Raw genomic sequence first — 22,647 nt, 5'->3', positions numbered from 1 at the left:
CCGCCGGGTCTCCGCAGAATTGAATCAGCAGGCGTCACGGTGAACCACCCGTAAGCCCCCCAGCGGAGACTCCGTGTAGTACGCGTCATAGCCTTTGTTGGACTGGCCGGTCAACCGGAACGGGCCACCGCCGGGAGCCCTGACCACGATGCGTTCGTCATGGTTCCCCGCCGCCACGGTGAGCACGAGCTCAAACTCATAGAAGGCCTTCTCGGCGCGGAAGGTCATGCTGAACGTCACCCGTTCATCGCGTTTGAGATCGATCTGGGTTTCACGGAAGTAGGAGGTGTCGGGCTTGTCCTTGGGTGTGAACCGGGGGGACGGGCGATCAAGGTCGGCGGCTATCTCGACCGTCGGGACCTCTCCTTGCCTGGGCCGCGGCAGGCAGGCGCCCCGCGACACAGACCACCGCTTGAGTATCTGCGGCCGCATGTTCACGATGCGCATGCTGCTGACCCTGCCGACCAGCACGACGGTCACTTCCACGCTGCCGATCGGGGCTTCCTGGTAACGCTCCAGCAGCGCGTCTTGCGCGGTTGACGAGGTGCCCAGCAGCACTGCCCGATCGTCGGGATCGGTCACGGCCTTGCGGAGCGCCCTGTCGCGATCCGCATCATTGATGGAGACGTGCTCGATCGCGAGCGGGCCAGTCCCGCTGGGCCGGTCGATCGTGTCGGCTCCCCGCGCGTTGAACCAGCCGGTGAACACGACCCCGATCACCGCGATCAGCACGACGCTGACTATCCCCGTCAGCCAGGCCAGCATCCCCTTCCACGCCGCGGGCAGCGTGCGCAGCCGACCGGGACTGGCGCCGAGCAGCGTCCACCAGGCGTCGCGATCAGGGAGGGTGTCGATCAGGGTGATCGGCACGATGGTCAGGTCCGAGGCGCCGTGGCGCGGCGCGTGTTCCGACACCACCCCGATCACGCAGTCGCCGGCCAGCACCGCCGCTCCGGACATGCCCGACCAGGCCGACCCGGCCAGCGTGGTACCGGCCGAGGGCAGCGGCGGTCCCTCGGGGCGATGACCGGTCTGCAGGGTGAGCAGCCCCGGCCCCGGCCGCTGCGAGACCGGGATCCGGCCGCTGATCTGGGCGGCCTGGCGGACCACCGACGTGCCGTGGCCGCGTTCCAGAAACTGTGGGAACCCGACCGCGCCGCAGTCCTCGACCACTGCCAGCCGCTCGGTGCGGTCGGCGACGCGCGCGAAAGCGATCAGCGGCAGCCGCCCGATAGCCTCCAGCGTGTCCTCGGCCAACTCCAGCACGGCCAGATCCGCGTGCTCGACCTCGCCGCGCAGCAGCACTCGCGCCCGCCAGCTCCGCTTCGGGCCATCGGGCCAGGGCACGGCGCGCCGGACTTCGATCGCGCCGTCGGCGACGGCGTGCAGCGAGGTCAGCACGTGGCGGCCGTCGATCAGGAAACCCGAGGCGACCCGCCACTCCGTCCGGACCCGAGAGCCCTGGCCGACGGAGACCTGGGCGATCACCTCGACGAACCGGTCCTGGATCGCCACCAGCACGACCCCCGCCCCTCTCCGGCCAGCCCGGCTAGCCTGGCCTCGCCGACGAGCGACGGGCCACCCTGACCGGATCACCCTGCGCATCGACGGGCGGCTGCAGCACGACGGTCACCTTCTGCACCCGCTCGTACTCGACCTTGCCACCGATGCCGGCCTCCAGCACCCACACCTTGACCTTGCCGCTGCCCTCGCCACTCTTGGCCACCCCGACCTGAAACTCCAGCGTCACCTCCCCGACGGGGAACTGAACGTCCTCATCAGCGCCCGCGGCGATCGCCTCCCGCAGTTCCTGACGAATCTGCTCGATCACCTCTGGTAACCCGAGCTCCGCCACACGCCCTCCCACCGCACCAGGGACCGGTCAGGAACCCGATCTTAGGCGCCAAACACTCTGCGGCGCCGCACTTCCCGCCGATCCCGCACAAGCCCGGCACCAGATGACGATGACCGCCGGTACGGCGGCGCCGCCGGCGAACCTGCACCACCACCATCGGTCGGCCCGATAACCCGATCGCGTGAGGCCACGCATGCAGGCCACCGCCGGCCCCCTGTCGCGGCCACCAGGCCAGGGCACCCCCGATCCAGCCGGCGATTACGCCTCAACTGCACGGTTCGTACGACGTCATGTTGGTGGTGAACAGCGGGATCAGGCCGCGCCGGTCGACGTCGGTGAGTACCTGGTCCCATTCCGGCTCGGCGACCGTGTCCTGGATCATGAGCAGATTGATGTAGCCGAGGCTGCTCTGCAAGATCTGTTGGCCCGCTGATCGTTGAGGCATGTGTCGACGTCGATCGACCGAGCCGGGGCCATGACCTGCTGGGCACCGATCTGTCCCTGCACCGGGTGGGGCGCGCGGAACACGTTGTGCGGGTCATGGGCCTGCTTGATCTCCCGCAGTCGCGCGAGCACGCTGCCGGAGAAGGGCTTCGCCGCCGTGTCACCGGACGACATGGTGCCGGCAGATCGCGGCCACCATCGAAGCCGACAAGCGGCCGCTCAACCTGCCCAGCTACATCACCACGTTGGCCCTGGCCGACTGGCAGGACTACGTCCGCGAGCAGCACGCCCGCCCGCAGGGATGCGCGGTCGCCGTCGACCGCCGCACCCGGCCCTGCTGCCCGCACGGCGAATTCGGTGGCGCCGACCTCAACAGCGGCTTGGGCCTGTACGACGGGTCGGACGATCGAGCGTCATCGTGGGTTACTTCTCACCACCACGGTGAAGTGCACTTTGTTTCCCCGCCGACGATCCTTCCGCAGGCTCGGAAAACGTACTCCGCTAGCCCCGCTTACGGTCGAGACCAGCAGCTGCACCCTTCTTCCGCCACCTAAATCGACAGCGTCCTTATGGGTGCCGGACTTGTTGTAAGGGATGCTGACGAAATTGTAGGTGGTGCAGTCCTGAATGGTTGCCTGCGCCGGAGCGACGGCAATGCCTCCGAGCATGCCGGGGATGATGATTCCCGCTGCTGCCGTACGGGACAGGATTCTGTCATCGAACTCATGAGTCCCCTTCTCCTTGGCGGTTCGCTGGATGTGTACCTCTCGATGCTCCTGGTTCGGGGACGCTTTCTTCCAAGGCCAGGATCGGCGGGACGCCGTCACTTAGTAAGGGTGTTTCGTTGACGCCCGAAAGGCCGACGTCAACACCCATCCGGCAGCACTTGCGACCCGGCGCGGGACACGTTCAGCGTCTGCGTCGGAGCCGGGTCGGCTCAGCGTACGGTGAGGACCAATTTGCCGGTGGTGCGGCCCGTTTCTCCTAGAGCGTGGGCTCGGGCGCCTTCGGCGAGGGGGAAGGTGGCGGAGATGTGGGGGCGGAGACGGCCCCGGGCGGCGAGGTCGGCGATGGCGCGCATCCCGGCCTGGTCGTGTTCGACGATCAGGGTGGCGGTGAGGACCTGGGCCTTCTCGGCCGCGGCCGGGGTGTCGTCGGCGCCTGGCACCAGGGAGATGAGGATACCGCCGGGGCGGAGTACGCCTACGGAACGGGTGGCGGTCTGACCGCCGAGGGTGTCGAGGACGACGTTGTAGCGCTCCTCGGTGTCGGTGAAGTCCTCGGTGCGGTGGTCGATGCAGGCGTCCGCGCCCAGTTCGCGCAGGAAGGCGTGCTTGGGGGCGCTCGCCGTGCCGGTGACATGAGCCCCGCGTTCCTTGGCGATCTGTACGGCGAGGTGACCGACGCCGCCGGCCGCGGCGTGGATCAGCACCCGCTGCCCGGCCCGCAGGCGCGCGGTGTCGACGAGGGCTTGCCAGGCGGTGAGCGCGGCGAGCGGGAGAGCGGCCGCCTGGATGTGGTCGATCTCGGTGGGCTTGGCGACGAAGGCGCGGGTGGGACCGGTCACGTACTCGGCGTGGGAGCCGGCCCCCGACGGGTAGGGCAGCATGCCGAACACCTCGTCACCGGGCCGGAAGAGGGTGACGCCCGGGCCGGTCTCGACCACGGTGCCGGAGACGTCCCAGCCGAGGGTCAACGGCGGGGGTGGCAGGAAGATGCTCAGGGCGCGGTGCTTGAAGTCCGTGGGGTTGAGTCCGGCGGCGTGCACGGCGACGAGGATCTGCCCGGGGCCGGGCGCGGGGCGCGGGAGCTCGGTCAGCCGCAGCACGTCGGGGCCGCCGAGGACCGTCTGGTGCAGGGCGAGCATCACAGGGAGTGGGGATGCGGGGCCCGGGGAGCTGAGGGTGTCCGTGGGAGTCATGTCTCGATCCTGGCCGTACGGTCCGGCCCGGGGCGATGGCAGGAAGGTCAGCCTCCGATACATTCTTGCCATGTCCGTCCACCGCGCCCGACCCGTTCGTGACCTCGCTGATCGCGCGGCCGAGCTGGATCCGGCCCCGCCGCGGCCCGGTGCGCACAAGGTCGTCGTCCTCGCCCTCGACGGCGTCTACCCGTTCGAACTGGGCATCCCGCACCGGGTCCTGGGATCCGCCGACGGCCGCTACGAGGTGCTGTCCGCGAGTGTGGACGGGCAGCCCGTACGTACCGACGCGGACCTGACCGTCACCCCCGGGCACGGTCCCGAGGTGCTGGCCGAGGCGGACACCGTGATCATCCCTCCGTACGGGATCACGCCGGAATCAGCCGCCGACCCGGATCCGCGAGCCCTGGCCGCCCTGTCCCGGATCCGTCCCGGCACCCGGCTGGTGTCCATCTGCACCGGAGCCTTCCTGCTGGCCGCCGCCGGTCTCCTGGACGGACGCCGGGCCACCACCCACTGGGAGCTCACCGGGATCTTCCAGGAGCTGTTCCCCCGGGTCGAGCTCGATGCCGGCGTGCTCTTCGTCGACCACGGTGACGTGCTGACCTCCGCGGGGGCGGCGAGCGGTGTCGACATCTGCCTGCACCTGGTGCGCCAGGACCACGGCAGCGAGGTCGCCAACCAGGTCGCCCGCCGCTGCGTCGTGCCGCCGTACCGGGACGGCGGGCAGGCTCAGTACATCGAACGGCCGCTGCCGCCGGCCAGCGAAACCGGCACAGGACCGACCCGCGACTGGGCGCTGCAGCGGCTGGAACTGCCGCTGCAGCTGGAGCAACTGGCCGCGCACGCGGCAATGAGCACCCGCACCTTCGCCCGGCGCTTCCGGCAGGAGACCGGTCTGAGCCCCGGCCGCTGGCTCACCCAGCAGCGGCTGCGGCGGGCGCGGCATCTGCTGGAGTCCAGCGACCTGCCGGTGGAACGGGTCGCCCACGAGGTCGGCTTCGCCACCGCCACCTCGTTGCGGCGGCACCTGGCGGCGGAGACGGGGGTCGTCCCGTCGGTGTACCGGCGCACCTTCCGTGTCTCGGATCCGGCCGGGGAAGGGGATGTCTCCTCGCGCGCCGACGCCGGCAACGCCTGCAGGGGTTCCGGCGGCAATCGCGGATAATCCAACGAACCTACCTCTGACCTGCGGCTACTCGCCTTCTTGGGGCGGTTGACGATCTTTGCCGCTGCGGTTCGTACTGGTTGTAGCGCTTCCGCTGAGGTTGATGGGGTTGGCGACCCAGTTGGCGAGGTCGAGGCCCGGACATCGGCCGGGAGGAACTGATCCGGTTCTTCACGCTGACGCGGAAGGGTCTGGGCTTCATCGACAACCTGGACCGTGGCGGCGGGCGCGGGCCTGCGGCCGCTCGGCGCGGTGGCGTTGCCCAAGGCCGGCACCGCCAGTGCCGCTGTCGTAGACGAGGACGGCGTCTGAAGCGCGGACCGTTCGAATCCCGGTGACGTGAAGGCCGAGTTGTTCGACGGACGGTCCCAGCTGCTGGTCAAGCACTTCATGTTCCATCCCGACGCCGATGCCGGCTGCCTCAGCCGCTCACTGACCGCCGACCATTTCGACGCCGCGATGCCCCATCTCAACAGCCGCGACGTGACCCTCATCAGCGTCTCCCGCGCGCCACTGGAGAAGATCAACGCCTACAAGCGGCGGATGGGCTCGCGGCTCGGCCACCGACCCCGGCCCGACCAGCCACGGTTGGCGATAGCGAGCGACGGGACCTGGTAGCGAGGGATTCTCCACGAAGATGGGGACGGCCGCGTAGACAGCACCCGGGCCCTAGTCTCCGAGCGCGAGCCGGATTCCGAAGGCGGCGATCACGGTCCCGGCGACCCGGTCCAGCAGCCGCCTGGCCCGCTCCTTACGGAGCCATCCGCGCAGGCCGCGGGCGAAGGCGACCAGGGCCGTCGACCAGAGCAGCCCGAGCGCGACGTGCACCGAGGCGAGCAGGATCCCCATCGCCAGATGGCTGGTCTGTGCCGGGATGAACTGCGGCAGCACGGCGACGTAGAAGACGCCCACCTTGGGGTTGAGCAGGTTCGTCGTCAGGCCCTGCCGGAAGCCGCGGAGCATCGTGTCCGTTCCCGAGGTGACCGGGTGCCCGTCCATAGGGGTGGCCGGCTCTCCGTCGGCCGCCTTTCTGCGGAAGGTGCCGGCCAGCATCCGGACGCCCATCCAGACCAGGTACGCCGCCCCGGCCCAGCGCAGCGCCTCGTACGCGATGTGCGAGGCGGTGAGCAGGGCCGTCACGCCGAGCGAGGTGAGCGCACCCCACATCAGGGTGCCGGTCTGGATCCCCAGGACCACGCCCCACGCGCTGCGGTGGCGTCCGAGGGCCGCGGTCCTGAGGATCAGGGTGGTGTCCAGCCCCGGGGTGAGGGTGAGAAGCCCGACAATGAGCGCGAATTGCCATATGGAGGTGGTAACTGCCGCGGCAGGCACCTTACCCGGGGGCCGGCGGTGTCACGCGTACAGCAGAGAGACGTCGATGCTGGAGATGTAGTTGATCGCCATGTAGACGGCCCAGTTGCAACCGGCGGTCCCGGTTCCGCTGGACGACTGGCCCTTGTAGATGCCGTAGGCCCGGTTGGCGTTGAACCAGGGGCCCCCGCTGTCACCCGGGTAGCACTTCAGGTTGGCACCGGACACCCGGATCCAGGTGGCCGCGCAGGTGGGGCCGTCGCAGGCGTTGCGCCAGGTCGGGCGGTAGGAGATGGTGCTGACCCGGCCACAGCTGTAGCCGGTGGACTTCCCCCGGTGACAGACGTAGTCGCCGTTCTGGCCGCTTCGCACCACGCGCCCGGTGACCGGCCGCGTCGCCTCGGTGCTGGCGGCATGGAACCTCGCGTAGGCGACCATGTTGGGACGGGTGTGCCACTGCACGTCGCTGGTGGCGTTGCGTTCCTGCCTCCGGAAGGAGGTCGTCACCCAGGTGCTGGAACCGTAGAGGCGGTACCGCTGCGTGTTGCCGCAGTGCCCGGCGGTGAGGATGCCTTTCTCACCTGCGCCGTTCCTGACGGAGAATCCGCTGGTGCACGTGTCCATCCGCAGTCCGCCCCGCTGGCCGTCGCCGGCGGACTGCGGCGTGAGCCTGATCTCGGCGGAGCGGATCTCCGCGGGCAGGGAGGCGGGCAGCGTCGCCCTCAGCGAGGTGATCACCTCCTCCCGCGAGCGGTCGCCGGTGGCCGCGCCGACCATGTCCAGCACGAATCGCTCGTTGGTCGAGTCGTAGAAGACGCCGTCGACCGCGCCGTGCGTGTCGAGGGTGTTCCCCGTCGAGTCGATGATCTTCTCGGCCTGGATGAGGCTGTAGCGCGCACCCGCCTGGAGGGTGACCCCCGGCACGCCCTTCACGATCTGCGCGGCCTGCTCGGGGACCGTGTCACCGGTGAAACGGACGCGCAGGCCGAAGTCGCCCTCGTGTTCGACCGTCGATCCGGCGAACGTGTCGGGATGGGCCGCTTCGATCTCCTCCACCATGGCGCCGAAGTCGTTCTGCGCCGTGAGCCTGGCACGCGCCTGCTCTGTCGTGACCCCGAACTCCTTGGCGTAGGACTCGGCGTCCACGGCGAGACCGTCCTCGGTCCCACCGGCCTCGGGGTCGAGGTCCCCGGGGTCGTCGTCGACCACGGCGACGGACGCCGCCTGCACCGGGACCGGCGCCAGTAGTCCGCCCATGGATAAGAGGAGTACGGCCAGCACTCCCGGCACCCGCTTGCTGATCCCCATCTTCGTCCCTTCCTCGTCCGCCTGTCATGGTGATCATCGGCGGACTGGATTAATGATCGTTGCACGCGTCGGCAGCAGCGTGGAATACGTCGGGAATACGCCCGGTCTATCCGGCATCGAGAGATGACTTCGGGCGGAGCCCCTTTGCCGGGGGCGCCTGTCTTTGCAGTGATGCTGAAGGAGCCCGGGGTCGAGGGACCGGCGGACAGCCGTTGGCGCTGAGAAGGATCAAGACACGCTTAGGACTGGAAGATACTCACTTGTAACGCGTCAATCACTATGAGTTGATCACGACTGATATGGCCCTACCGTGCGGGCTATGCCTGCGGAATTTCTGTCTGCCGAGCACCGGGTTGCCTACGCCTCGTTTGTCGAGGTGCCATCGCTGTCAGACCTGGAGAAGTTCTTCTTCCTGGACAGCTTCGACCGGAATGTGATCGCGCAGTCGAGGGCCGATTCTCACCGGCTGGGCGTCGCCGTCCAGATCGGGACCGTACGGTACAAGGGGCTGTTCCTGGAGGATCCGCTCGCGGTGCCGTGGCCAGTGGTGGATTACCTGGCCGATCAGTTGGGGATCGGTGACGCGTCGCAGGTCAAGAAGTACGCCGAGCGGCCCAAGACGACGTACGAGCACGCGTGGATGATCCGGGACACCCATGGTTACCACGCCTTCGACGACCGAGACAGCTGATGCGCCAGTTCCGGACTGTCCTGCACGGCCGGGCGTGGACGCATGCCGAGGGGCCGGTGGCGTTGTTTGAGCAGTCGGTGGCGTGGCTGCGGCGGCATCGTGTGCTGCTGCCCGGGGGACCGTGCTGGAGCGGCTGGTGGGCGGCGTGCGGGAACGGGCCGATGTGCGCCTGTACGCGGTGGTGGCCAAGCAGGTGCGCCGTGCCGATCCGCGCCTGCCGGCGGCGTTGTCGGGTCTGCTGGTGGTGCCGGAGGGATCGCGCGTCTCGGAGCTGGAGAAGCTGCGGCAGGCGCCGAAGCGCACGTCGGGGACGGAGATGGTGCGGGCGCTGCAGCGGGTGGACAACCTGGCCGCCTTTGGGCTGGGCCGGGTTGCGGTGTCGATGGTGCCGGTGCGGCGGATGAAGACGCTGGCCAAGTACGGGGCGGGCAGCAAGGCGCCGGCCCTGGACCGGCTGGTCGAGCCGCGTCGGACGGCGACGCTGCTGGCGGTCACCCGGAGCCTGGAGGCCGAGGCGATCGACGACGCTCTCGATCTGTTCGCGCTGCTGATGGCCACCCGGTTGATCAGCCCGGCCCGCCGCAAATCCGCCGACGAACGCTTGCGGATGCTGCCTCGGCTGGAGCGGGCCTCCAAACTGGTGGCCAAGGCCGGCCGCCTCCTGGTCAACCACCTCGACCTGGTCGACCAGCAGGGCGCCGACCTCGATGTGGCGGCGATGTGGACCGCGGTGGCCGAGATCGCCGGCACCAGCAAGGAACAGGTCCGCGCTGCGCTGCAGGTGGTGGAGGAGCTGGTCCCCGAGGAGGACGGCGCGGCCGAGGCGGCGGTGCGGGCCGCGCTGGTGGAGAAGTACAACACGGTGCGCCCGTTCCTGCGGCTGCTGGGCGAGTCCAAGGCGCTGTCGGCGGCGCCGGGCGGGTGCCGGGTGCTGGCCGCGGTGCGCCGGTTGCCGGAGTTGTCACCTGGCTCAACGCAGTCACTCTGGGCTCCAGCCGTCTTGAAATGCCTGGTCGGTAACGGGGGTGTCGGTGACATGCTGACGCCCCGTTACCGAATCTGGTGCCAGTTGTTGCGCTTGATGCAGCTGGACAGTCGGCTGTGCGCAGTTTAATGATCAGTACGCGACGTACTTGACGTACCTAAGTCGGCGTGGCATCGTGGAGGTGCGCTTCGCTGGGAGGTTCGTCATGACCGCTGTTCACTTCGACAGCTATACAGAAGCTCGTGCACATCTCAAGGCGCTTTTGGATGCGGCCGAGAGAGGTCGCGTGGCAACGGTGCGTCGTGAGTCGGCCGTGACCGCCTTCGTGGATGTTGAAAGACTCCGGCACCACCTCGCGATGGTCACTCCTTCTCGAGCGCAGGTGCTTCCTGAAGCTGGCGGCTGGTCGGTTTTCATCCCGGGGCTACCTGTCGCCGCGGACGGTGCGACCTTTGATCAAGCCATTGCGGAGATGATCGAAGGCCTCCGTGAATACGCGGAGGATTGGCAGGGCCGTCTGCTCGACGCGCCGAATCACCGCGAGAACTGGGGGCTTGTGCAGTTGATCAGCCTCAGTGATGATGAGCAACTGCGCGAATGGCTGGTAGGGAAGGGTCGGTGAGCTGGCCCCAGCCTGCCCGTGAGCATCACGACCGGTTCTGTCGGATCGAGGGCTGGCGTCTGGTGCGGAACGCCCGGGGAGGAACGGGGACGTACCATGTCACCTACGAGCTGGATCTTCCCGATGGCAGGATTCTGAGGACCCGGATCTCTCATCCGGTCGACCGAAGCACTTACGGCCCGGGCATTTGGAGTCACATTCTCCGCGATCAACTTCAGGTGGACGAGGCGACCTTCTGGGCGTGCGTTCAGAACGAGGTGAGACCCGATCGCGGAGCCCCCGAGTTGCCATTGGAGGCCCTGCCTGCAGACCTCGTGTTCATGTTGATCTCCAGGGTGGGTCTTGACGAGACGACCGTGGCGGGGATGAGCAAGGAGGAGGCCATCGCGCGACTTCAGAAGTACTGGACCGACGGGGTCTGATCCTGAGGAATACCGCACCTCTCGAATAAGTGCACTGCCCCAGTAATGATCAAGTGGCGGGGATCGGGCAGATGGTGGTGCCGGGCACGCCCCGCGATTCCCTGTACGTCCTGGACTGCCTGATCAACCTGGACGCCGGCCCGAAACCCGAGGTGGTCACGACGGACCAGGCCAGCGACAGCGACATGGTGTTCGGGATCTTCTCCATGCTCGGCTACCGGTTCGCGCCCCGCTTCGCCGATCTGGGCGACCAGCGGTTCTGGCGCGCCGATCTGCCCGACGGCAGCGCCGGCGCGTACGGGGTGCTGGAGGCGATCGCCCGGAACAGGCTGAACCCCAAGAAGGTGATCACGCAGTGGCCGGACATGCTTCGGGTCGCCGGGTCGCTGGTGACCAACCAGGTACGCGCCTACGACCTGCTGCGCATGTTCGCCCGCCAGGGCCACCCGACCCCGCTGGGGCAGGCGTTCGCCGAGTACGGCCGCATCGACAAGACGATGCACCTGCTCAGCATGCTGGACCAGATCGATTCCAGCTACCGCCGCAACTTGGCCAAGCAGCTGTCGGTCCAGGAGTCCCGGCACCGGCTGGCCCGCAAGATCTGCCACGGCAACGCCGGCCGGATCCGGCAGGCCTACCGGGAAGGCCAGGAGGATCAGCTCGCGGCGTTAGGGCTGGTGGTCAATGCCGTCGTGTTGTGGAACTCACGGTATCTGTCGGCGATCGTGGACCAGCTGCGCGCCCAGGGTGTACCGGTCAAGGACGAGGACGTGGCCCGGCTGTCCCCGCTGGGCCACGCCCATCTCAACTGCCTGGGCCGCTACGCGATCGCTTCCTCGCCCCCGGACAAGGGCCTGCGGCCGCTCGGAGCGGCGGCGTTGCCCGAGGCCGGCACCGCCAGTGCCACTGGCGTGGACGAGAAAGGAAGCGCCGCTGGACCGGCGCCGGCTACACCGCCGGGCCGCTGTTCCGTGCCTCGATCAACGGCCGCGGCAGGCCCTTGTCGTACGACGCCGCCCACCACCGCTGGCAGAGCTACTGCGCGCAGGCCGGGGTCGAGATCGACATCCACCAGCTGCGTCACGCCCACGCCACCGAACTCATCAACGCCGGCGTCTCCATCGAGGCCGTGCGGCGGCGCCTCGGGCACGCCTCCACTGAGACCACCCAGCTGTATGCGTTGCTCGACGACAAGGTCGCCGACGCCGAGATCCGCGCCGCCCGCCGACGCCGCGACCGGGCAACCCGCTGAAGAACCTTCACGACCAAGAGCGACCTCACTCGTTGCGACCAAGATCCTTCTCAGCGCCAACGGTTGTCCGCTGGTTCCTCACCCCCGAAGCCGCCGACCATTTCCCCACGATCAAGGACGCAGTCGCTTCTCCGAACCTGAGCGACCCGGCCAGCAGCGGCCCCGCATGCGGGTAACGGGCGTTCGTCACGCCGGGGATCTCCACCCGCAGCATGGTGATCTTCCCCAGGTCACGGCCGGTCAGCGGCTTCCCGCGGACGGGGAAACCTTCCTCGAAGCCGGGTTCGTTGGATTCTGCTCGATAGCTGCTGAGACACCTGAGAGGTCAGGCCTGACGCCCTGCCGCAGCTTGCGGCGGTCACCGAAGGCGGTCACCGAAGGCGGTCACAGAAGAGGGAGCAGGTCTCGCGCGTCAGGGAGGGTGTCGAGGGCCATGACGTGCTCGGCCAGCGGCTCCCGGCCCGGCGCGAGGCCGTGGAACTTGGCCAGGAGTCGCTCGTCGGAGAGAGGATTGGCGGGGGAGCCGAGCGGGTGCCGCACCCTGGCGCGCCGGCGGGCGCCCGAGGTCGTGGTGACGGTCAGGACCGGCTGGTCGATGCCGCCCATCTCCGGGTCCACTTCCAGGTCGATGCGGTTCATGAGCTCGGCGGCCCGGGGGTCGGCGCGTCGTTCCGGGGAATAGGCGGCCAGGTCGGCGTCGCCGTACAGGACTCTGGCGGCGATCGCGTACGGCAGGCTGAGCTGGGCTTGGGGGAGGGTGGCGACGTCGCGTCCGCCGCACATGCCGGCCACGAGCGGGCTCAGGCGCACGTGGATGCGGGCGATCTCGTCGGGGAGCAGGTCCAGGCCGCCGATCGCGTCGATGGACGAGTGGGTGCTGCGGCAGGACGCGTACGGCTTGATCGAGCAGCGGGAGATCCGCCACTCCGTACCGAGGTCGCGAGTCAGGGCGCCGGGGTCGGCGTCGGAGCCCGCGTAGGTGCGCAGGAAGCCGCCCCACACGTCGTCGAAGACGCGGCCGGGGCCGTTCGTACCGGAGGCCGCCAGCAGCGCGGCGGTCAGGCCGCCCTCGGCGGCGCGGCCCGCGTGCAGCCGCTTGCTCGGCGCGCCGTCGTGCACGAAGGCCCACAGCCCGCCGGAGAAGCCGGCCGCCAGTCCCAGCGAGTCGGCGGTCCGCGCGCCGTCCAGCCCCAGCAGCCGCGCGCTCGCCGCCGCCGCGCCGAACGTCCCGCAGGTGCCGGTCGAGTGCCAGCCGGCCTCGTTGTGCGCGGCGTAGCCGCCACACGCCTCCAGTACGCGGCGGGCCACCTCGTATCCCAGGACGATCGCCTCCAGCAGCTCGGAGCCGGAGATCTGGCGGCCGGCGAGATCGAGGCAGGCCAGCACGGCGGGCACCACGACGGCTCCCGAATGATCGCAGCCGCCGGTGTCGTCCAGTTCCAGTGCGTGTGCCGCGACACCGTTGAGCAGCGCAGCGTCCCGGGGGGCCGCGGTGAGCCCGGTGCCCCAGACGGGTGCGTTCCCGGGCGCGGCCAGGCCGGGAGCCGGGGTGGCGGCCCCGGCCAGGGCGGCGCCCAGGGTGTCGAGGAGGTGCCGCTTGGCCCGCTCGATCACCTCGGCCGGCAACGGCGCGGGCTCGGCGACAAGGCCGGCGAGCTCGCCGAGGGCGCCGAGGGAGCCGCGAAAGCCGAGGGAGCCGCGAAAGCCGGGGGAGTCGAGGGAGCCGCGAAAGCCGGGGGAGTCGGGGGAGCTGGGGGAGCCAAGGAGATCGGGGGAGCCGGGGACACTAAGGGGGTCGGGGAAGCGATGGGGGTCGGGGGAGTCGGAGGAGGGAAGGGGTGTCACGAGGTCAGCTCCGCGAAGACGTCGGCGGGATGGCCGGGTTCGTTGCCCGTACGGGTGGCGCGCCAGTGATCGGCCACCTGGCTCCCGGTCGCGAACCACACCCCGGGCCGCTCCCGCATGGTCTCCAGCAGCGACCGCAGCAGCCCGATGCGCCCCGGCGTGCCGATCACCTCGGGCTGCAGGCGCAGCACGTAGCAGAGGCCGAAGCGGTGGTAGGCGTCGAACTCCTGGATCCAGTTCTCCAGCACGGCGGCGTAGGGCGCGATGCGCGACTGCCCGGCCGGGAAGGGCGGGTCGAGGTTGAACATGAAGGCGGGGTGGTCCTCCAGCTCGTGGTGGAGCGGGATCTCCACCAGGCCGGAAGGGTGGAAGTAGGGCAGGTCGTCGCCCCGCCACGACGAGGACCAGTCGACGCCCAGCGCGGGCAGCCCGGCCGCGAGCCCCGGCTTCCATTCGCCGGCCGGGGTGCGGAAGCCGCGCGGGAGCGTCCCGGTCGCCGCGGCCAGCGCGTCCTGGCCGCGCCTGACCGCGTCGAGCTGCCCGGCGAGGTCGAGCGGGTCGAAGTCCTCGTGGGCGTGGCCGTGGTTGGCGATCTCGTGGCCGGCCTGGTGCGCCTCGCGGACGAGCCCCGCGTTCCTGCCGGGCACGAACCAGGTCGACGGCACCCCGTCCAGCGCCCCGAGCAGCCGCTCGACGCCGCGGGTCGCGCCGTACCCGCCGACGGACAGAGTTTTGACGCGGTCGCGGGTGCTCGGGTCGGCGGCCAGGATCGCCAGCTCGGCGTCGAGGTCGACGGTGATCAGTACGGCGCAGCGCGCCTCATCCGGCCAGAGTGCCATGGTGCTCCTTCCACCAGGCGGCCACGTCACGACCGGTGGCGAACCAGACGTCGTCGTGCCCGCGCATGTGCTCGAACAGCCGCTCCAGCAGCAGGATCCGGCCCGGCTTGCCGGACACCTTGGGATGCCACAGCGTGCTCAGGCACAACCCCTCGGCGTGGTAGCCGTCGAACTCCCGCTTGAAGTTGTCCAGTGTCGAGCCGTATCCCGCGATGCGGTCCAGCCCGGCCGGGTAGTCGGGGCGGCGGGTGTAGGCGAGGTAGGCGTAGTCGTCCATGTCCCAGCGGACCGGGATCTCCACCAGCCCGCCGGGATGCAGGTAGGGGCGGTCGTCGCCGCGCATCGAGCTGGAGTGGAGAAACCCCTCCTCGGTCAGGATCCGCGCCGTGACCGGCGACCAGTCGCCCGACGGCGTGCGAAAGCCGGTCGCCTCGACGCCGAGCACGTTCTTGAAGACCGCCTGGCTGCGTGTGAGGATGTCGCGCTGCTCGGCCTCGGACCTGCCGAAGTACGGCTCGTGCCGGTAGCCGTGGTGGGCCACCTCGTGCCCGCGCTCCACGATCGCCCGGCACCGCTCCGGCCACGTCTCCACGATCCAGGCGGGCGTGTAGAAGGTGGCGGGCAGCTCGAAGGCGTCCAGCAGGTCGAGGATCCTGGGCAGTGCCCGCCACGGCCCGTACGAACCGAGTGTGAAGTACTCGGGCTTGCCCCAGATGCTGCCGTCCAGCATCGCGCCGCCCGTCGGCCCGTCGAGGTCGAACGCGAGCGACACGCACGACCTTTTCCCGTGCGGCCAGCGGCTCACGAGCGGGCTCTCACGCGGCGGCCCCGTTGAGGGTGACCTGCTTGATGGCGTTGCCCTTGAGGCCCCACTTGTCGAGCAGCCGCGCGTAGGTGCCGTCCTGCTGCAGCGCGCCCAGCGCCTTGATGACCGCGTCGCGCAGGCGCGGGTCCTGCTTGCCGAATCCCATGGCCTGGTTGACCTCGGTGAACGGCTCGCCGATGACGTTGAACTTGCCGGGGTCCTGCTTGGAGATGTAAGGGAGGGTCTCGCTGCCCTGGACCGCCGCGTCGAGCCTGCCCTGGGTGAGCTGGGTGCGCGCGTCCGCGGAGCCCTCCGTGCCGACGATCTTGATCGGCTTGCCGGAGCAGTTCTGCTCGCTCCACTTCTTGATCTCGCCGGGGAAGGAGGTGCGGCGGCTGGCGCCCACGGTCTTGCCGCACAGGTCCTTCGGATCGGCGATCTTGGAGGTGGAGAAGAACTGCGCGCCCGAGCTCATGTAGCCGACCAGGTCGAGCGTCTCCCGGCGCTCCGGCAGGTCGCTCATCCCCGACAGGATCATGTCGATCCGCCCGGTGGTGACCGCGCTCTGCAACTGCTCGAAGGAGGTCTCCTGCCACTTGACCGTGACGCCGAGCTGCTTGCCGACGGCGTCGCCGAGGTCGATGTCGAAGCCGGTGAGCTGGTTGGTCTTGGGGTCCTTGAACTCCAGCGGCGGGTAGTTGGGCACGTTGCCGACCACCAGGGTCTTGGACTCGGCGATCTTCGGCGGCAGACCGCCGTCCGAGGCGGTCTTGAGGGTTTCTGGCGCCTTCGCGGTGCACGCGGTCGCGGCCACGGCGAGGCAGGCGAGCAGGACGATGGGACGGAACAAAGCGACTCCTAGAGGACTGCTGAGAGAAAGGTCTTCGTACGCTCGTGCGCGGGGTTGACCAGGACCTGGTCGGGCGGTCCCGTCTCGACGACGCGGCCGTCGTCCATGAACACGACCTGGTTCGCGACCTCCTTGGCGAACCCCAGCTCGTGGGTGACGACGATCATGGTCATGCCCGAGCCGGCCAGGTCGCGCATGACCGCCAGCACCTCGCCGACCAGCTCGGGATCGAGCGCCGAGGTGGGCTCGTCGAACAACATCAGCCGCGGCCGCATCGCCAGGGCGCGGGCGATCGCCACCCGCTGCTGCTGGCCGCCCGACAGGGTCGACGGGTAGGCGCCGCCCTTGTCCTTCAGCCCCACCCGCTCCAGCAACTCCAGCCCCCGGGCGTGGGCGGTGTCGCGTGATTCGCGCAGCACCCTGATCGGGCCCTCGACCACGTTCTCCAGCGCGGTCATGTGCGGGAACAGGTTGAACCGCTGGAACACCATCCCGATGGGACGCCGCTGCCGGGCGATCTGGGCGTCGCTGAGCTGGTGCAGCTTCCCGTCGCGCTCGACGTACCCGAGCAGTTCGTCGTCCACCCAGACGGCGCCCTCGTCGATCGTCTCCAGCTGGTTGATGCAGCGCAGGAACGTGCTCTTGCCCGAGCCGGACGGCCCGATGACGCACAGCACCTCGCCCGCGGCCACCTCCAGCGAGATGCCCTTGAGCACGTGGTGGGCGCCGAAGCGCTTGTGCACGTCGACCGCCTTGATCATCTCTTCACTCCTCGGGAGAAACGGCGCTCGACGACCAGCTGGCCCAGGCTCAGGAGGCTGACCACGATCAGGTACCAGAACGTCGCCACGAACAGCAGCTCCATGACGCGGTTGTTGGCGTAGTAGATGTTCTGGGCGCTGTGCAGCACCTCCTGGTACTGGATCGCGCTGGCCAGCGAGGTGAGCTTCACCATGCTGATGAACTCGTTGCCGATCGGCGGCAGGATGACCCGCATCGCCTGCGGCAGCACGATCCTGCGCAGCGTCTGGAAGCGCGTCATCCCGATCGCCTGCGCGGCCTCGGTCTGGCCGTGGTCGACCGAGAGGATGCCGCCGCGGACCACCTCCGAGGTGTAGGCGCCCTGGCAGATGCCCAGCCCGAGCAGCGCGGCGACGAACGGGGTCATCAGGTCGACCGTGCGCGCCTCGACGATGCCGGGGATGACGAAGTAGGGGAAGACGAGCGCCAGGTTGAACCAGAGGAAGAGCTGCAGCAGTTGCGGCGTGCCGCGGAAGATCCAGGTGTAGAGGTAGGAGACGCCGCGGGTGACCGGGTTGCGCGACATGCGCATCACCGCGAACAGCACGCCCAGGGCCAATCCGACGATCATCGCGAAGACCGCCATGACGAACGTGTTGACCACACCGGTCAGGATGGCCCGCGCGGTCAGATACTGCCCGACCACGCTCCACTCGATCTGCCCGCCGGCGAACGAGACGACGATCGCCACGAGCACGGCCACCACGACGACCGCGGCCACGTACCGGCCGTAGTGTTTGCGCGCCACCCGGGGCAGATGGGCGACATCTAGGGACATAGGGATCTCCTCACGAGCGGGAGGTGAGCGCGGGCGCCAACACCCACAGGACTCGGGTGACCTCGTCACCGGGGTTGGTGAAGGTGTGGGGGGTGTCGCCGGGGAACAGGAACGAGTCGCCCTCACGCATCTCGACCCGCTCGCCCGAGGCGTCGATCGTGAACAGCCCCTTGAGGACGTGCACGAACTCGATGTCGACGGGCAGCGCGTACGGCTCGTGGCCCGACCCGCCGCCCGGCTCGATCTCGCTGAGCAGGACCAGCAGCCTGCTCTCGTCCTTCGGCGTGAGCTGGTACTCGGTCATGCCGGTGCCGCCGAACTCGAGCCTGCCCCGGTTCCCGGCCCTGACCAGCCGCCCGCTGGAGCCGTCGAACAGGTCGGCCACGTCCAGGTCGAGCGCCGAGCACAGGCGCAGCAGGGAGGCCACCGAGATGGACACCTGGCCGCGCTCGAACCTGGACAGGAAGCCCTTGGTGAGCCCCGCCCGCTCGGCCACCTCGGTCAGGCTGAGCCGGCGCCGGCGGCGCAGCTCGCGGGCCCGCGGGCCGAGACCGGGGGTGTCGGGAATCGAGATCACGTCGCAGGGCCCGCGTAGTCGCGTGCCCAGGCGCGCTGCCGCTCCAGCAGCCCGTCGAGGCGGTCGATCTGCTCGAGAACCCGCTCGGGCGCGGTGGCGCCGTAGCCCGTGCGCGCGGCCAGCGCCGCCTCGATCGTGAGGTGCGGGCGCACGTCCGGCGTCAGCCGCGGGTCCACCGCGGCCAGGTCCGCGTCCGACAGCTCGTGCAGGTCCAGGCCCTTGTCCTCGCACGTACGCACGAGCATGCCGGTGATCTCGTGGGCCTGGCTGAACGGCACGCCGCGCCGCGAGAGCCAGTCCGCCACCTCGGTGGCCAGCGTGAAGCCCGCGCTCGCCTGCGTGCGCAGCTCGTCGACGTTCACCGACAGCGTGCGCACCAGCCCGGCCATGGCCGGCAGCACGATGGCCAGGGTGTCCACGGTGTCGAAGACGGCGGCCTTGTCCTCGGCCAGGTCCCTGTTGTAGGCCAGCGGCATCGCCTTCAGCGTCGCCATCAGGCCGTTGAGGTTGCCGAGCAGGCGGCCCGCCTTGCCCCTGGTCAGCTCCGCGATGTCGGGGTTCTTCTTCTGCGGCATGATCGAACTGCCGGTGGCGAAGGAGTCGTGCAGCTCCACCCAGCGGAACTGGCGGGCGGCCCAGAGGCAGACCTCCTCGGCCAGCCGCGACAGGTTGACGGCGAGCATCGAGGCGGCGAACAGGAACTCGGCCACGTGGTCGCGGGCGGCGACGGCGTCGATGGAGTTCTCGCACGGGCCGTCGTAGCCCAGCTCCGCCGCCGACAACTCCGGATGGACGGCGATCGCCGACCCCGCCAGCGCGGCCGAGCCCAGCGGGGACAGCGCGGTGCGCCGGTCCCAGTCCCGCAGCCGGTCGGCGTCGCGGGCGAAGGCCTGCGCGTGGGCGAGCAGCTGGTGCCCGAACACGATCGGCTGGGCGGGCTGCAGGTGGGTGAAGCCGGGCGCGGCCGTACGGACGTGCGCGCGGGCCTGGGCCACCAGCGCGTCCTGCAGCCCGGCCAGCGCCAGCACCAGTTTCCTGGCGTGGTCGCGCAGGTAGAGCCGCAGGTCGTTGGCCGTCTGGTCGTTGCGCGAGCGGCCGGCGCGCAGCTTGCCGCCGACCTCGCCCAGCCGCTCGACCAGCACCCGTTCCAGGAAGGTGTGCACGTCCTCGTCGGAGTCGTTCGGGCCGACGCGGCCAGCACGGACGTCCTCGTCCAGCGTGTCGATCGCCGCCAGCAGCCGCTCCGCCTCGCCCTCGTCGAGGATCCCGGCCCGCCGCAGCTCACGGACGTGGGAGCGCGAGCCCGCCAGGTCGTACGGGGACATGCGGAAGTAGCTGTCGGGCGCCCGGGAGAGGGCGAGCAGGGACGGGTCGGCAGGCGAGCGGAAGCGTCCACCCCAGAGTTGATCGGACAACGCGGTTGCCTTCCGGTAAACGAGGTTTTCCGACATAGTGGTCTGCGTTGCCATGGGTGTCAATAGCGCCTTTTAAGCCGAAATATGCTGTTCACAAGGGGAGATTCATGCCGCAGGGACCCGTCGACGCCTCGCAGGTGCCACGCTTCGCAGGGCCCGACACCTACGCCCGGTTGCCCCGCATCGATCAGGTGGAGCGGGCCGACGTCGCGATCGTGGGAGTACCGTTCGACAGCGGGGTCTCCTACCGTCCGGGCGCCCGCTTCGGCCCGGCCGCCGTGCGTCAGGGCAGCAAGCTGATCCGGCCCTACAACCCCGCTCTGGACGTCTCGCCGTTCGCCGATCTCCAGGTCGCCGACGCCGGTGACATCGCCTGCAACCCGTTCGACATCGGGCAGGCCATCGAGACGATCGAGCAGGCGGCAGGGGAGTTCGACGCCCGGCTCCTCACCATCGGCGGCGACCACACCATCGCGCTGCCGCTGCTGCGGGCGGCGGCCCGCGAGCACGGGCCGCTGGCGCTGCTGCACTTCGACGCCCACCTGGACACCTGGGACACCTACTTCGGCGCCGAGTACACCCATGGCACGCCCTTCCGCCGCGCGGTCGAGGAGGGCGTCCTCGACACCGAGGCGCTGAGCCACGTCGGCATCAGGGGCCCGCTCTACGGCAAGGCCGACCTGAAGGAGGACCGCAGGCTCGGATTCGGCATCGTCACCGCGTCCGACGTCATGCGGCGCGGCCCCGACGAGGTCGCCGAGGCCCTGCGGCAGCGGATCGGCGAGCGCCCGCTCTACATCTCCGTCGACATCGACGCGCTCGACCCCGCCCACGCCCCGGGCACGGGCACCCCGGAGGCGGGCGGTCTGACCAGCCGCGAGCTGCTGGAGATCCTGCGCGGGCTGTCGGGCTGCAACCTCGTCGGCGCCGACGTGGTGGAGGTGTCGCCGGCCTACGACCACGCCGAGATCACCGCGGTCGCCGCCGCGCACGTCGCCTACGACCTGATCAGCTTGTTCGCACTGAGGAGGGGACAGGCGTGAGGACGGCGGGCGTGAGAGCGGCGGGCATGACGGCGGTGGGCGGCCTGGTCGCGTGGAGGTGGCGGGCATGAGGACCGGCGGCGACCTGGTCGTCGAGACCCTGGCCGCGCTCGGCGCCACGACCGTGTTCGGCGAGCCGGGCCAGCACGCGCTCGCCCTGTTCGACGCCTTGCGCCGCTCATCGCTGCGCTACGTCGGATGCCGTACCGAACTGGGCGTCGCCTTCGCCGCCGACGGTCACGCGCGGGCCACCGGGACGGTGACCCCGTTCATGGTCTCCACGGGACCCGGCGCGCTGGCCACCCTGCCCGCCCTGATGGAGTCACGCCTGGCCTGCGCGCCCGTGGTCGGGATCTCCAGTCAGATCCCGTCCGACGGGCTGGGCGGCCGCAGGAAGGGCTACCTGCACGAGCTCCCCGACCAGGCGGCCTCCTTCCGCGGCGTGGCCGTCTCGGTCCAGGTGGTGCGGTCGGCCGCGCAGATCCCGTCCGCGCTGGCCCAGGCCTGGGAGGCGGCGCTCAGCGTGCCGCAGGGGCCCGCGTGGGTCGAGATCCCGCAGGACATCCTGCTCGCGCCCACGGACGTCCCGCCTCCGGCCGATCTCAGCGTGCGCCCGCGCACGCCGCTTCCCCGTGCCGAGCTGGTACGCCAGGCCGCGCGGGCACTCGACTCCGCCGCGAACCCCGTCATCCTGGCCGGCGGCGGGACGTCCCTGTCAGGGGCGGGGCCGGAGCTCCTCGCCCTGGCCGAGCGGCTGCGTGCGCCGGTGGCCACCACGTTCGCCGCGAAGGGCGTCTTCCCCTGCGAGCACCCGCTGTCGCTGCGGTCGTGGCTGGAGGACCGGTACGTCACGGACTTCCTGGAGCAGGCGGACGTGCTGCTGGTCGCGGGCACGGGGCTGGGGGAGCTGTCCAGCAACTACCACACGATGCGCCCGAAAGGCCGCGTCATCCACATCGAGGCCGACCTCGGCAAGCTGGAGGCCAACACGAGCGGTTCGCTCGCCGTGCACGCCGACGCCAAGGCGACGCTGGGCGCGCTCGCCGCGGCGGTGCGGCCGCGGGAGGGCGACGGGCGCGCGGAGGCGGCCGTGGCCGGCGTGCTGAGGCGGGTGCGTGACCGGCTCGGCGGCCACGAGCAGGAGTTCGCGCTCCTGGAGGCCATCCCCACCGGCGTGCTGTCGTTCTGGGACATGACGATCCTGACCTACTGGGCATGGTCGGCCTTCCCCGGCCCCATGTGGTCGGCGCAGGGCGCGGGCGGCCTCGGGTACGCGCTGCCCGCCGCCGTGGGCGGGGCCGCCTCGGGACGGCGCGCGCTCGCGATCTCCGGCGACGGCGGCGCGATGTACGGCCTGGCCGAGCTCGCCACCATGCGCCAGCACGACCTGGACGTCACCTGGCTGATCGTGGACGACGGGGGTTACGGCATCCTGCGCGAGTACATGACGGACGCGTTCGGCGCCCCCGCCGGCACCGAACTGGTCAGGCCGGACTTCGCCGAGCTGGCCGCCTCGTTCGGCGTCCCCGCCCGGACCGCCACGCCCGCCTCCCTGGCCGGGCAGCTCACGGACGCCCTGGCCGAACCCGGCCCGAACGTCGTGGTCCTGCGCGCTCGTCCCCGGATGTTCGCCCAGACCTGAGCACCGGCGATCGCCGGCGGGTGCAGCGCTCCTTACGCTTCCTTTACTCTCTAGTTCTCTAAAGTGCTAGGAG

At 70.0% G+C, this 22,647-nt stretch carries 22 protein-coding genes and 2 pseudogenes; 9 read left to right on the top strand and 15 right to left on the bottom strand.

The features are described from left to right. Positions 1-24 precede the first annotated feature (24 nt). The 5 genes from OIE67_RS21090 to OIE67_RS21075 form a co-directional block, all read right to left on the bottom strand. Positions 25-1,521, bottom strand: coding sequence for a trypsin-like peptidase domain-containing protein (locus OIE67_RS21090; RefSeq protein ID WP_326642879.1), 1,497 nt, complete (start codon positions 1,519-1,521; stop codon positions 25-27). Positions 1,522-1,549: 28 nt separating this feature from the next. After that, on the bottom strand, positions 1,550-1,855 hold the full coding sequence (locus OIE67_RS21085) for a trypco2 family protein (protein ID WP_326642878.1): 306 nt from the start codon (positions 1,853-1,855) through the stop codon (positions 1,550-1,552). A 378-nt stretch (positions 1,856-2,233) separates the two neighbouring features. Continuing rightward, positions 2,234-2,473: a BBE domain-containing protein gene (locus OIE67_RS55505; RefSeq protein ID WP_407674872.1), complete on the bottom strand. Its 240-nt coding sequence runs from the start codon at positions 2,471-2,473 to the stop codon at positions 2,234-2,236. Between the two features lie 239 nt (positions 2,474-2,712). After that, positions 2,713-2,967: a hypothetical protein gene (locus OIE67_RS21080; protein WP_326642876.1), complete on the bottom strand. Its 255-nt coding sequence runs from the start codon at positions 2,965-2,967 to the stop codon at positions 2,713-2,715. 269 nt (positions 2,968-3,236) lie between these two features. Continuing rightward, positions 3,237-4,166, bottom strand: a complete 930-nt coding sequence (locus OIE67_RS21075) for an NADP-dependent oxidoreductase (protein WP_326642874.1) — start codon at positions 4,164-4,166, stop codon at positions 3,237-3,239. A 124-nt stretch (positions 4,167-4,290) separates the two neighbouring features. Between OIE67_RS21075 and OIE67_RS21070 the strand changes: the two genes are divergently transcribed. Beyond that, a complete protein-coding gene (locus tag OIE67_RS21070) occupies positions 4,291-5,388 on the top strand; it encodes a GlxA family transcriptional regulator (protein ID WP_326642872.1) in 1,098 nt (365 codons plus the stop codon). A 339-nt stretch (positions 5,389-5,727) separates the two neighbouring features. After that, entirely contained in the window at positions 5,728-6,006 is a 279-nt protein-coding gene (locus tag OIE67_RS21065; RefSeq protein ID WP_326642870.1) for a DUF899 family protein, read from the top strand. A 51-nt stretch (positions 6,007-6,057) separates the two neighbouring features. On the opposite strand, the gene OIE67_RS21060 is transcribed toward OIE67_RS21065, so the two are convergent. Both OIE67_RS21060 and OIE67_RS21055 read right to left on the bottom strand, forming a co-directional pair. Next, positions 6,058-6,720, bottom strand: a complete 663-nt coding sequence (locus tag OIE67_RS21060; protein ID WP_326642868.1) for a LysE family translocator — start codon at positions 6,718-6,720, stop codon at positions 6,058-6,060. Between the two features lie 21 nt (positions 6,721-6,741). Next, complete coding sequence (locus OIE67_RS21055; RefSeq protein WP_326642866.1) at positions 6,742-8,007, bottom strand: S1 family peptidase; 1,266 nt, start codon at positions 8,005-8,007, stop codon at positions 6,742-6,744. Between the two features lie 319 nt (positions 8,008-8,326). Between OIE67_RS21055 and OIE67_RS55500 the strand changes: the two are divergent. The 5 genes and pseudogenes from OIE67_RS55500 to OIE67_RS21025 all read left to right on the top strand — a co-directional run. Next, positions 8,327-9,662, top strand: a pseudogene (locus OIE67_RS55500) (DUF4158 domain-containing protein); the annotation flags it as partial. 226 nt (positions 9,663-9,888) lie between these two features. Next, positions 9,889-10,305 (top strand): prevent-host-death protein, encoded by a 417-nt coding sequence (locus tag OIE67_RS21040; RefSeq protein WP_326642860.1) that lies wholly within the window; start codon positions 9,889-9,891, stop codon positions 10,303-10,305. Next, positions 10,302-10,727, top strand: a complete 426-nt coding sequence (locus OIE67_RS21035; RefSeq protein WP_326642858.1) for a cytotoxic translational repressor of toxin-antitoxin stability system — start codon at positions 10,302-10,304, stop codon at positions 10,725-10,727. Before OIE67_RS21040 ends, OIE67_RS21035 begins: the two co-directional genes overlap by 4 nt. A gap of 44 nt (positions 10,728-10,771) precedes the next feature. Next, positions 10,772-11,593: pseudogene (locus OIE67_RS21030) on the top strand (Tn3 family transposase); the annotation flags it as partial. Beyond that, entirely contained in the window at positions 11,536-11,979 is a 444-nt protein-coding gene (locus tag OIE67_RS21025) for a tyrosine-type recombinase/integrase (protein WP_326645417.1), read from the top strand. The pseudogene OIE67_RS21030 and the gene OIE67_RS21025, both read left to right, overlap by 58 nt. A gap of 384 nt (positions 11,980-12,363) precedes the next feature. On the opposite strand, the gene OIE67_RS21020 is transcribed toward OIE67_RS21025, so the two are convergent. From OIE67_RS21020 to argH, 8 genes are all read right to left on the bottom strand, one after another. Continuing rightward, positions 12,364-13,605 carry an MmgE/PrpD family protein gene (locus OIE67_RS21020; RefSeq protein ID WP_326642856.1) on the bottom strand — a complete coding sequence of 414 codons (1,242 nt, stop codon included), beginning with the start codon at positions 13,603-13,605 and terminating at the stop codon, positions 12,364-12,366. A 215-nt stretch (positions 13,606-13,820) separates the two neighbouring features. Continuing rightward, a complete protein-coding gene (locus OIE67_RS21015) occupies positions 13,821-14,663 on the bottom strand; it encodes a polysaccharide deacetylase family protein (protein ID WP_326642854.1) in 843 nt (280 codons plus the stop codon). Then, positions 14,644-15,435 carry a polysaccharide deacetylase family protein gene (locus OIE67_RS21010; protein WP_326642852.1) on the bottom strand — a complete coding sequence of 264 codons (792 nt, stop codon included), beginning with the start codon at positions 15,433-15,435 and terminating at the stop codon, positions 14,644-14,646. The genes OIE67_RS21015 and OIE67_RS21010 overlap by 20 nt, the downstream gene beginning before the upstream one ends. Positions 15,436-15,478: 43 nt before the next feature. Continuing rightward, complete coding sequence (locus tag OIE67_RS21005; protein WP_326642850.1) at positions 15,479-16,318, bottom strand: ABC transporter substrate-binding protein; 840 nt, start codon at positions 16,316-16,318, stop codon at positions 15,479-15,481. 8 nt (positions 16,319-16,326) lie between these two features. Beyond that, complete coding sequence (locus OIE67_RS21000; protein ID WP_326642848.1) at positions 16,327-17,079, bottom strand: amino acid ABC transporter ATP-binding protein; 753 nt, start codon at positions 17,077-17,079, stop codon at positions 16,327-16,329. Next, the gene (locus tag OIE67_RS20995) at positions 17,076-17,897 is read right to left on the bottom strand and encodes an amino acid ABC transporter permease (RefSeq protein ID WP_106248557.1); all 822 of its coding nucleotides are present in this window, start codon (positions 17,895-17,897) and stop codon (positions 17,076-17,078) included. Before OIE67_RS20995 ends, OIE67_RS21000 begins: the two co-directional genes overlap by 4 nt. A 10-nt stretch (positions 17,898-17,907) precedes the next feature. Beyond that, positions 17,908-18,474 (bottom strand): helix-turn-helix domain-containing protein, encoded by a 567-nt coding sequence (locus OIE67_RS20990; protein ID WP_106248555.1) that lies wholly within the window; start codon positions 18,472-18,474, stop codon positions 17,908-17,910. Further along, positions 18,471-19,925: an argininosuccinate lyase gene (gene argH / locus OIE67_RS20985; RefSeq protein ID WP_456094162.1), complete on the bottom strand. Its 1,455-nt coding sequence runs from the start codon at positions 19,923-19,925 to the stop codon at positions 18,471-18,473. Before argH ends, OIE67_RS20990 begins: the two co-directional genes overlap by 4 nt. Before the next feature lie 71 nt (positions 19,926-19,996). Between argH and speB the strand changes: the two genes are divergently transcribed. Further along, complete coding sequence (gene speB, locus OIE67_RS20980) at positions 19,997-20,932, top strand: agmatinase (protein ID WP_326642842.1); 936 nt, start codon at positions 19,997-19,999, stop codon at positions 20,930-20,932. A 67-nt stretch (positions 20,933-20,999) separates the two neighbouring features. Beyond that, complete coding sequence (locus OIE67_RS20975) at positions 21,000-22,574, top strand: thiamine pyrophosphate-binding protein (protein ID WP_326642840.1); 1,575 nt, start codon at positions 21,000-21,002, stop codon at positions 22,572-22,574. The last annotated feature ends 73 nt before the right edge of the window (positions 22,575-22,647 follow it).

The sequence above is a fragment of the Nonomuraea fuscirosea genome (genome assembly GCF_035917475.1).
GTDB lineage: Bacteria > Actinomycetota > Actinomycetes > Streptosporangiales > Streptosporangiaceae > Nonomuraea > Nonomuraea fuscirosea.
This window is presented reverse-complemented; position numbering and strand designations above follow the sequence as displayed.

Bases quoted from the DNA above. Each gene is read 5' to 3' on its own strand.
- OIE67_RS21015 (WP_326642854.1), bottom strand. From the start codon at position 14,663: ATGGCACTCTGGCCGGATGAGGCGCGCTGCGCCGTACTGATCACCGTC.
- argH (WP_456094162.1), bottom strand. From the start codon at position 19,925: ATGTCGGAAAACCTCGTTTACCGGAAGGCAACCGCGTTGTCCGATCAA.
- OIE67_RS55505 (WP_407674872.1), bottom strand. From the start codon at position 2,473: ATGTCGTCCGGTGACACGGCGGCGAAGCCCTTCTCCGGCAGCGTGCTC.
- OIE67_RS20995 (WP_106248557.1), bottom strand. From the start codon at position 17,897: ATGTCCCTAGATGTCGCCCATCTGCCCCGGGTGGCGCGCAAACACTAC.
- OIE67_RS21055 (WP_326642866.1), bottom strand. From the start codon at position 8,007: ATGGGGATCAGCAAGCGGGTGCCGGGAGTGCTGGCCGTACTCCTCTTA.
- OIE67_RS21040 (WP_326642860.1), top strand. From the start codon at position 9,889: ATGACCGCTGTTCACTTCGACAGCTATACAGAAGCTCGTGCACATCTC.
- OIE67_RS20975 (WP_326642840.1), top strand. From the start codon at position 21,000: ATGAGGACCGGCGGCGACCTGGTCGTCGAGACCCTGGCCGCGCTCGGC.
- OIE67_RS21075 (WP_326642874.1), bottom strand. From the start codon at position 4,166: ATGCTCGCCCTGCACCAGACGGTCCTCGGCGGCCCCGACGTGCTGCGG.
- speB (WP_326642842.1), top strand. From the start codon at position 19,997: ATGCCGCAGGGACCCGTCGACGCCTCGCAGGTGCCACGCTTCGCAGGG.
- OIE67_RS21000 (WP_326642848.1), bottom strand. From the start codon at position 17,079: ATGATCAAGGCGGTCGACGTGCACAAGCGCTTCGGCGCCCACCACGTG.
- OIE67_RS21080 (WP_326642876.1), bottom strand. From the start codon at position 2,967: ATGCTCGGAGGCATTGCCGTCGCTCCGGCGCAGGCAACCATTCAGGAC.
- OIE67_RS21070 (WP_326642872.1), top strand. From the start codon at position 4,291: ATGTCCGTCCACCGCGCCCGACCCGTTCGTGACCTCGCTGATCGCGCG.